Below are 7334 nucleotides of genomic sequence, written 5' to 3'. Positions count from 1 at the left end.
CCCAAGGCCCTCGCGCCGCGAGGCGCGAAGCCGCCCGGCGAGGGACTGGGGGAAGGGGCGGGTGGGGGAGAACCCCGCGGAGCGGGACCCCACCCGCGGGGGCGGGGGCGGCCGGGAGAACCCGGCCACCCCGCCCCGGAGGGGACTACTTCTTCGCGTAGGCCTTGTGCAGCGCCGCGCAGTCGTAACCGACGTCGTACACCGGGTTTCCGACCTTCGACCCGTGCATGTAGTTCCGGATCGGGAAGTAGTCCGGGATCGCGACCGCCTTGTCGACCAGCATCCGGTCGACCGCGGCCCATGCCTTCCCCGCCTCGGCCGGGTCGGTGATCGAGTCCGCGTTCGCGATCGCCTTGTCGACCGTCTTGTCCTTCAGCTGGGACCAGTTGACCCCGCCCTCGACCACCGCGTGCGACTCGAACGTCGGCTGGAAGACGGTGTAGCCCGTCGACCAGTCCGGCACCCAGCCCGCCGCCATGACGTCGAACTCGTTGTCCAGCTTCCCGATCTCGTCGTAGAACGTCGTCGAGTCGATCGCCTTGGCGACCGGCTCGAAGCCCGCCGCGGCCAGCGCCTTGCGGACGACGACCGCGTTCTTGACGTTCGTCTCGGTCTGCGGGAACGCGAAGACGATCTTCTGCCCCAGCTTGCCCGCCTTCTTCAGCCGCGCCTTCGCCGCCGCCGGGTCACCGGACGGCTTCTTCCGCTTGCCGTAGAGGTCGAAGTCCTCACGACCCGCGGAGAGCGGGCTCATCAGCGTGGTGGCGATCTCGGACTGCGTCTTGCCGCCGCGGACCGTCTGCGACTGCTGGTTCGGCCACGCCTCGATCAGCGCGCGCCGGACCTCGACGTCGGTGACACGCTTGGTGTTGACCGCCCAGTAGTACGCGCCGGCGCCCAGGTGCTCGATGACGCGCTCCTTGAGCGCGGGGGTGCCGAGGACCTTCTGGACGCGCTCGGTGGCGACGACGTTGAGGATCGACATCGAGTACTGGTCGTCGCCCGAGTCCGCGATGTAGCGGTCGGTGGAGGCCAGCGCCTGGAAGCCGAAGCGGAAGGTGTACTTGTCCGGGTAGTCGTTGCGGATCGGGTCGGTCTTCGCGTCCCAGTGCGGGTTGCGGACCAGCGTCATCGACTTGTCGGTGACCCGCGACTCGATCATGTACGGACCGCAGGCGAACGGCTTCTTGTCGTACTTCTGCTTGGTGTCGTTCTTCTTCGACACGATGCCGTAGCCGGCCATCGCCAGGGTGAAGTTGAAGTCCGGGCGGGCCTCCTTCAGGCGGAAGGTGATCGTCTTCCCGGAGACCTCGACGGAGTCGAGCCGCTTGCCGTCGTAGGGGCCCTTGTAACCCTCGGCGCCCTCCAGGAAGTCCTGGACGTAGCGGGGGCCCTGGGTGATGAACGGGGCGAAGGAGCGCTCGATCGTCCACTTGACGTCCTCGGCGGTCAGCTCCGAGCCGTCCTGCCACTTCAGGCCGTCCTTCAGGGTGAAGGACCAGGTCTTGCCGCCGTCCTTCATGGTGCCCGCGTCGGTGGCGAGGTCGCCGACCAGGACGACGTTGTCCTTCGCGTCCGACTTGTAGCCGGTCAGACCGCGGTGGATCAGGATGGTGCCGGCCTGGGTGTACGCGTAGTAGATCTGCTGCGGGTCCAGGTGCGAGAAGTCGTCCCGGTCCAGCGTGAAGATCGTGCCGCCGCGGACCGCGCCCTTGACCTCCGGGGCGGGGCCGACGGAGTCGGCCTTGGTGCCGACGGTGAAGGCGGCCGCCTTGCCGTCGGAGACGGTCTTGGTCTTGCCGGTGGACCCGGCGCCACCGCCCGCGTTCCCGCTGCCGCATGCGCTGAGCACGGTGGCCGAACCGGCCGCGACACCGGTGGCGATCAGGAAGTTCCTACGCGAAAAAGCCATGGCGAACCTGCCTAGGTGGAGAAGGGTGGGACGAGGGGGGTGTGGATCGAGGGGCTCGGAGCGGGTTCAGCGCTTCGACTTGGGGTCGAGCGCGTCCCGTACGGAGTCGCCGAGCAGGTTGAAGGCCAGGACGAAGATCACCATCGCGAGGCCGGGGAAGAGCATGAACGTGAAGTCGTCGGTGTAGAAGGACGCTCCGCGCTGGATCATCACGCCCCAGTCGGGCGTCGGGTCCTGGATGCCCACCCCGAGGAAGGCGAGCCCGGCCTCGGCGGTGACGAACGCCGGCAGCGCGAGGGTGGCCTGGATCAGGATCGGCGTCCACAGGTTCGGCAGCAGCTCGCGGAACACGATGTGCGCGCGGGACGCGCCCGTCACCTTCGCCGCCTCGACGAACTCCCGCTCCCGGAGCGAGAGCACCTGCCCCCGCAGCAGCCGGGCGATCGACGCCCAGCCGAACGCGGTGAGCACGAGCACCAGGCAGACCGCCCGGAGCGCCGTCGGGATCTCCTCGTTCGGTGCGACGAACAGGCCGTACACGACCGGCATGAACGCGATGAAGAAGAGCGTCGACGGGAACGAGAGCAGGATGTCGATGATCCGGCCGACCAGGTAGTCCGTCTTCCCGCCGAGGTACCCGGCGGTCACCCCGACGACGACCCCGATCAGGGTCACGAGCAGCGTCGTCGCCGCGGCGATCATCAGCGAGGTGCGGATGCCGTAGAGCAGGAACGTGAACACGTCCCGGCCGAGCGTCGGCTCGATGCCGAACCAGTACTCCGAGCTCATCCCGCCGTTCGGCAGCGCGGGGTACCCGAAGTCGTTCAGCAGCCCGGGGATGTTCTGCCCGTACGTCTCGTACGGGTTCTTCCCGTAGACCTTGGCGATCAGCGGGGCGGCTAGGGCGACCACGAAGAACGCGATCACGATGACGGCCGAGACGACGCCCGTCCTGTCGCGCTTGAAGCGCAGCCACGCGAGGCGCGACGGCGAACGGCTCTCCGAGCCCTTCACCCCCGCGGGCACGCCGGCCGGGGTCGGCGTGGTCGTCGGGGAGGCGGTCTCCGCCGTGGTGGTGCTGGTCATGCGGTGGTGCTCCTGCCCCGTGTGGAGGACACCTGTTGCAAACACAGGTACGGGATGGTGGTGAGGAGTGCGGCGACCACTCCGATAATCGGACGCTGATCGCTGCGAGCGGATCGTATCCCCACCCCTGGGCCTTTGGTCAACGCCTCACCTTCCGTGGGGAGATGACCGATCTGCTCCGTTTCGCTGCTGGACGGGCGGTTGATGAGCATGGATTCGAGCGCGTCGGGCCGGTGCGGACCACCTAAACGAAGGCGCGGAGTTGTGTTGGTCCCGTAAAGACGCCTCAGCTGCGGCGTACATGTCGTATGGCGGCAAATGTCCGCTTCTGTTCCTATGTAAGCCCTGCTCCCACCCCTCCTCTGTGACGCGGAACACCTGATTCCGTCTCATTCAGCGGACATCTCCATCGTTCGCGACTGCGACGGTGCTCCGGGTGGCCGCGTGCGGTCGCTGCGCTGCGTCCGGCGGGCGAGACGGGTGCGGTGCCCCGTATCGCCACCGAGCGGCACGATCGCGGCGCGAGCCGCACGAAACTCGGCGCGAGCTGCTCAGGACGCGGCGCGAGCCGCACGAAGCTCGGCGCGAGCCGCCCAAAAGGATCAGCCCGGCGATGGGGTCTCCCCTGCTCGAGCGAAGCCGAGAGCTTGGGGAAGTTTGAGGCCACCGGGCGGAGCCCGGTATCCCGCCGGCAGGCGGAGCGGCGCCCGCCCGAGGGACTTGGGGAAGGGGTGGCCGGGGGGCGATGTCCGGGGCGAAGCCCCCGCCGGGGTCCGGGGCGGAGCCCCGGAACAAAAGGCGGGTCGTGCAGCGCGCGGATGGCTAGGGTCGGGACCAGGGGCCCGGGGAAGGCCCCGCGACCAGGGGGCACGCATGGGACGCATCGTCATGCTCGGCGGCGGCTTCTCCACGGACGACGACACCGTCCTGGACGACTGGGTGCTGGCGATGACCGGCCGCCCCCGGCCGAAGGTCTGCTTCCTCCCCACGGCCAGCGGCGACGCGCGCAGAGGTGGTGCGGCCGATCATTGCGCGGCGCGCTCCCGGCGCCGACCGGGGTGGGCCGGGGTGGTCGCTGGGCGCGGCCACTCGGGGGCTGTGCCCACCCGTGCCGCCCTGCGGCACGTTTGCCCACAGCGGGGGTCCCGATGTCGGTCCTGCCGGCGAGCGGTGGCCCGAAAAACTCCAGCCCGGCCGGCGTTTGAGGCCGCGCGGGCGCAGCCCGTGCACTCGCGGCGGAGCCGCGGCCCCTCGTTGCAGGCCGCCCAAGGCCCCCGCGCACGCCCCCACTACGACTCCGAGCCCGACCGCGCCCCCGCCTACGCCCGCGCGATCACCTCCGGCGCCCTCCCCGCAGGCTGGGCGGTGGACGACGGTGCGGCGGCACTCTTCGTGGACGGCCGACTCCAGGACGCCGTCGCGAGGACCCCCGGCGCCGCGATCTGGCGCGTCGAGCGCCGGGGCGGCACCGCCGTCCGCACCGCCGCGTCGATGCGCCTCATCGGCTGAGCCCCGCGCCGCACGCACCGCGGACCGCGCCCCCCGAATTCGGTTGCCGTCCCCCCGCTCGCGCGCCGATCCTGAACCCCATGCCCGCTCCCTACGCCGTCCGCCCCGCCACCCTCGCCGACGCCCCCGAGATCCACGGCCTCCTCGCCCTGATCGACGAGTTCGAGGTAGGCCGCAGCGAGACCGACCTCAGCACCGTCGAGTCCGACCTGAAGCACCCCGAGGCGGACCTCCCGCACAACTCCTGGCTGCTCCACGCCCCCGACGGCACCCTCGCCGCCTACGGCAACCTCTGGGACGACTCCGGCGCCGAGGACATCAACGTCGACCACTACGTCCGCCCCGGCCACGAGGGCGCGGGCCACCAGCTCCTCGGCCTCCTGGAGGCCCGCGCGATCGACAAGGCGCGCGGGAACGGCGCCGAGCGGGCCGTCGCGCACCTCTACTACAACGCCCACAAGGCCACCTTCGACGTGGCCGCCCACCTTCCGCCGCGCGGCTGGCGCACCGTCCGCCGCTACAACGTCCTCACCAGGGACGTCACCAGTGCCGAGCGCCCCGCCCCGCCGCCCGGCCTCACGCTCCGCGACTGCACCGCCGAGGCCGACCGCCGCCGCGCCCACGCGCTGTGGTCGACCACCTTCGCCGAGCACCACGGCCACCACCCGCGGACGTACGAGCAGTGGCTCGCCGACCTCGACCCGGAGCTGATCGACTGGAAGCTGGTCACGATCGCCACCCTCGACCTCGGCCACGGCCCCGAGGACGTCGGCGTCCTCGTCGCGCGCGACGACCGCAGCGCCATGGGATGGGTCAGCAGCCTCGGCACCGTCCGCGAGGCCCGCGGCCGGGGCGTCGGCGGGTTCCTCCTGCGCCACGCCTTCGCCGAGTTCGCCGCCCGCGGCCGCACCGTCATGGGTCTCGGCGTCGACACCTCCAACGAGACCAACCCGCTCCGCCTCTACGAGGCCCACGGCATGCGCACCCACTTCGCCGTCGACACCTGGGAGGCGGTGTTCCCCGTCCACGGCTGACGGCCGGTGCCGCCGGGCGGGGGACGGTTCCTCCCTCTGGTCGTACATAAGCGTGCGATACGTCCCGTATGGGGCGATATTCGGTCCTAAGTGAGTCTCGGGACCGAAGGAGGAACTCCATGCGTGGAGCCACGCACGCCAAGTGGACCGCTTGCGCGGTGGCCGTCGCCCTGGCCGCGACCGCCTGCGGCGGGGACGACAGCGGCGGCGGCGGGGGAGGCGACGGCGTGGTCCGCGCGTCGTGGGGCGACCCGCAGAACCCGCTGGAGCCGGCGAACACCAACGAGGTCCAGGGCGGCAAGGTCCTCGACATGATCTTCCGCGGTCTCAAGCGTTACGACCCCAAGACCGGCGAGGCGAAGGACGAGCTCGCGGAGAGCATCGAGACCTCCGACTCGACCAACTTCACCATCACGGTCAAGGACGGCTGGACCTTCTCCAACGGCGAGAAGGTCACCGCGAAGTCCTTCGTCGACGCCTGGAACTACGGCGCGCTCATCGACAACGCGCAGCAGAACGCGTACTTCTTCGGCCAGATCGAGGGCTACGACGAGGTCCACCCGGAGTCCGGCGACGCCAAGGCGAAGACGATGTCCGGCCTGAAGGTCACCGGCGACCGCACCTTCACCGTCAAGCTCACCCAGAAGTTCTCCACCTGGCCCGAGACCCTCGGCTACGCCGCCTTCGCACCGCTGCCGAAGGCGTTCTTCGACGACAAGCAGGCCTGGCTGGACAAGCCGATCGGCAACGGCCCGTACACGGTCGACTCGTACCAGAAGGGCTCGCAGATGTCCCTTCGGAAGTGGGCCGAGTACCCGGGCCCCGACAAGGCGCAGAACGAGGGCGTCGACCTCAAGGTCTACACGGACAACAACACCGCGTACACCGACCTGATCGCGAACAACCTCGACCTGGTCGACGACGTGCCGGCCTCGCAGCTCTCCAACGTGGAGCAGGACCTCGGCGACCGGTACCTCAACACCCCCGCCGGCATCATCCAGACCCTCGCCTTCCCCTTCTACCGCGAGGAGTGGAACACCGAGGACGCGAAGAAGGTCCGCCAGGGCCTCTCCCGCGCCATCAACCGCGAGCAGATCACCAAGACCATCTTCCAGGACACCCGCACCCCGGCCGGGGACTGGACCTCCCCCGTCCTCGGCGAGGAGGGCGGCTACGACGCCGAGCTCTGCGGCGAGCTGTGCGACTACGACGCCGCCGCGGCGAAGAAGCTGGTCGAGGACGGCGGCGGCATCCCCGGCGGCCAGGTGAAGATCGGCTACAACGCCGACACGGGCAGCCACAAGGAGTGGGTCGACGCCGTCTGCAACAGCATCAACAACGCGCTCGACGACGACAACGCCTGCGTCGGCGACCCCACCGGCACCTTCGCCGACTACCGCAACAAGATCACGGACGACAAGATGACCGGCCCCTTCCGGGCGGGCTGGCAGATGGACTACCCGCTGATCCAGAACTTCCTGCAGCCGCTGTACTACACCAACGCCTCGTCCAACGACGGCAAGTACACGAACAAGGAGTTCGACAAGCTGGTCGACGAGGCCAACGCCGAGTCGGACACCGCCGAGGCGGTCAAGAAGTTCCAGCAGGCCGAGAAGGTGCTGCGGGACGACATGGGCGCGATCCCGCTCTGGTACCAGAACGGCAGCGCCGGCTACAGCGAGAACATCTCGAACGTCGAGCTCAACCCGTTCAGCGTCCCGGTGTTCAACGAGATCAAGGTCAACTGACCTGTTCCGGCCGCACCTTCCGATGCGCCGCGCGGCCCGGTGACC

Annotated in this window: 5 protein-coding genes; 3 read left to right on the top strand and 2 right to left on the bottom strand. The window is 69.8% G+C overall.

What is annotated here, in order from left to right; genetic code table 11:
- Positions 1 to 145: 145 nt before the first annotated feature.
- Both ACFWEG_RS27415 and ACFWEG_RS27410 read right to left on the bottom strand, forming a co-directional pair.
- The gene (locus ACFWEG_RS27415; protein ID WP_387220363.1) at positions 146 to 1912 is read right to left on the bottom strand and encodes an ABC transporter substrate-binding protein; all 1767 of its coding nucleotides are present in this window, start codon (positions 1910 to 1912) and stop codon (positions 146 to 148) included.
- Positions 1913 to 1978: 66 nt separating this feature from the next.
- The gene (locus ACFWEG_RS27410; protein WP_387220361.1) at positions 1979 to 2998 is read right to left on the bottom strand and encodes an ABC transporter permease; all 1020 of its coding nucleotides are present in this window, start codon (positions 2996 to 2998) and stop codon (positions 1979 to 1981) included.
- Positions 2999 to 4252: 1254 nt separating this feature from the next.
- On the opposite strand from ACFWEG_RS27410, the gene ACFWEG_RS27405 reads away from it, so the two are divergent.
- The 3 genes from ACFWEG_RS27405 (at position 4253) to ACFWEG_RS27395 (ending at position 7289) form a co-directional block, all read left to right on the top strand.
- A complete protein-coding gene (locus ACFWEG_RS27405) occupies positions 4253 to 4507 on the top strand; it encodes a peptidase (protein WP_387220358.1) in 255 nt (84 codons plus the stop codon).
- 80 nt (positions 4508 to 4587) lie between these two features.
- On the top strand, positions 4588 to 5541 hold the full coding sequence (locus tag ACFWEG_RS27400) for a GNAT family N-acetyltransferase (protein ID WP_387220355.1): 954 nt from the start codon (positions 4588 to 4590) through the stop codon (positions 5539 to 5541).
- Positions 5542 to 5660: 119 nt separating this feature from the next.
- Positions 5661 to 7289, top strand: a complete 1629-nt coding sequence (locus ACFWEG_RS27395; protein WP_387220352.1) for an ABC transporter substrate-binding protein — start codon at positions 5661 to 5663, stop codon at positions 7287 to 7289.
- The last annotated feature ends 45 nt before the right edge of the window (positions 7290 to 7334 follow it).

This window comes from Streptomyces sp. NPDC060194, assembly GCF_042728285.1.
Classification (GTDB): domain Bacteria; phylum Actinomycetota; class Actinomycetes; order Streptomycetales; family Streptomycetaceae; genus Streptomyces.
The sequence above is the reverse complement of the archived record's forward strand: the minus strand, read 5'-3'. Positions and strand labels throughout refer to the sequence as shown.

Coding starts and splice junctions, on each gene's coding strand:
- ACFWEG_RS27410 (WP_387220361.1), bottom strand. CDS start 2,998: ATGACCAGCACCACCACGGCGGAGACCGCCTCCCCGACGACCACGCCG.
- ACFWEG_RS27400 (WP_387220355.1), top strand. CDS start 4,588: ATGCCCGCTCCCTACGCCGTCCGCCCCGCCACCCTCGCCGACGCCCCC.
- ACFWEG_RS27395 (WP_387220352.1), top strand. CDS start 5,661: ATGCGTGGAGCCACGCACGCCAAGTGGACCGCTTGCGCGGTGGCCGTC.
- ACFWEG_RS27415 (WP_387220363.1), bottom strand. CDS start 1,912: ATGGCTTTTTCGCGTAGGAACTTCCTGATCGCCACCGGTGTCGCGGCC.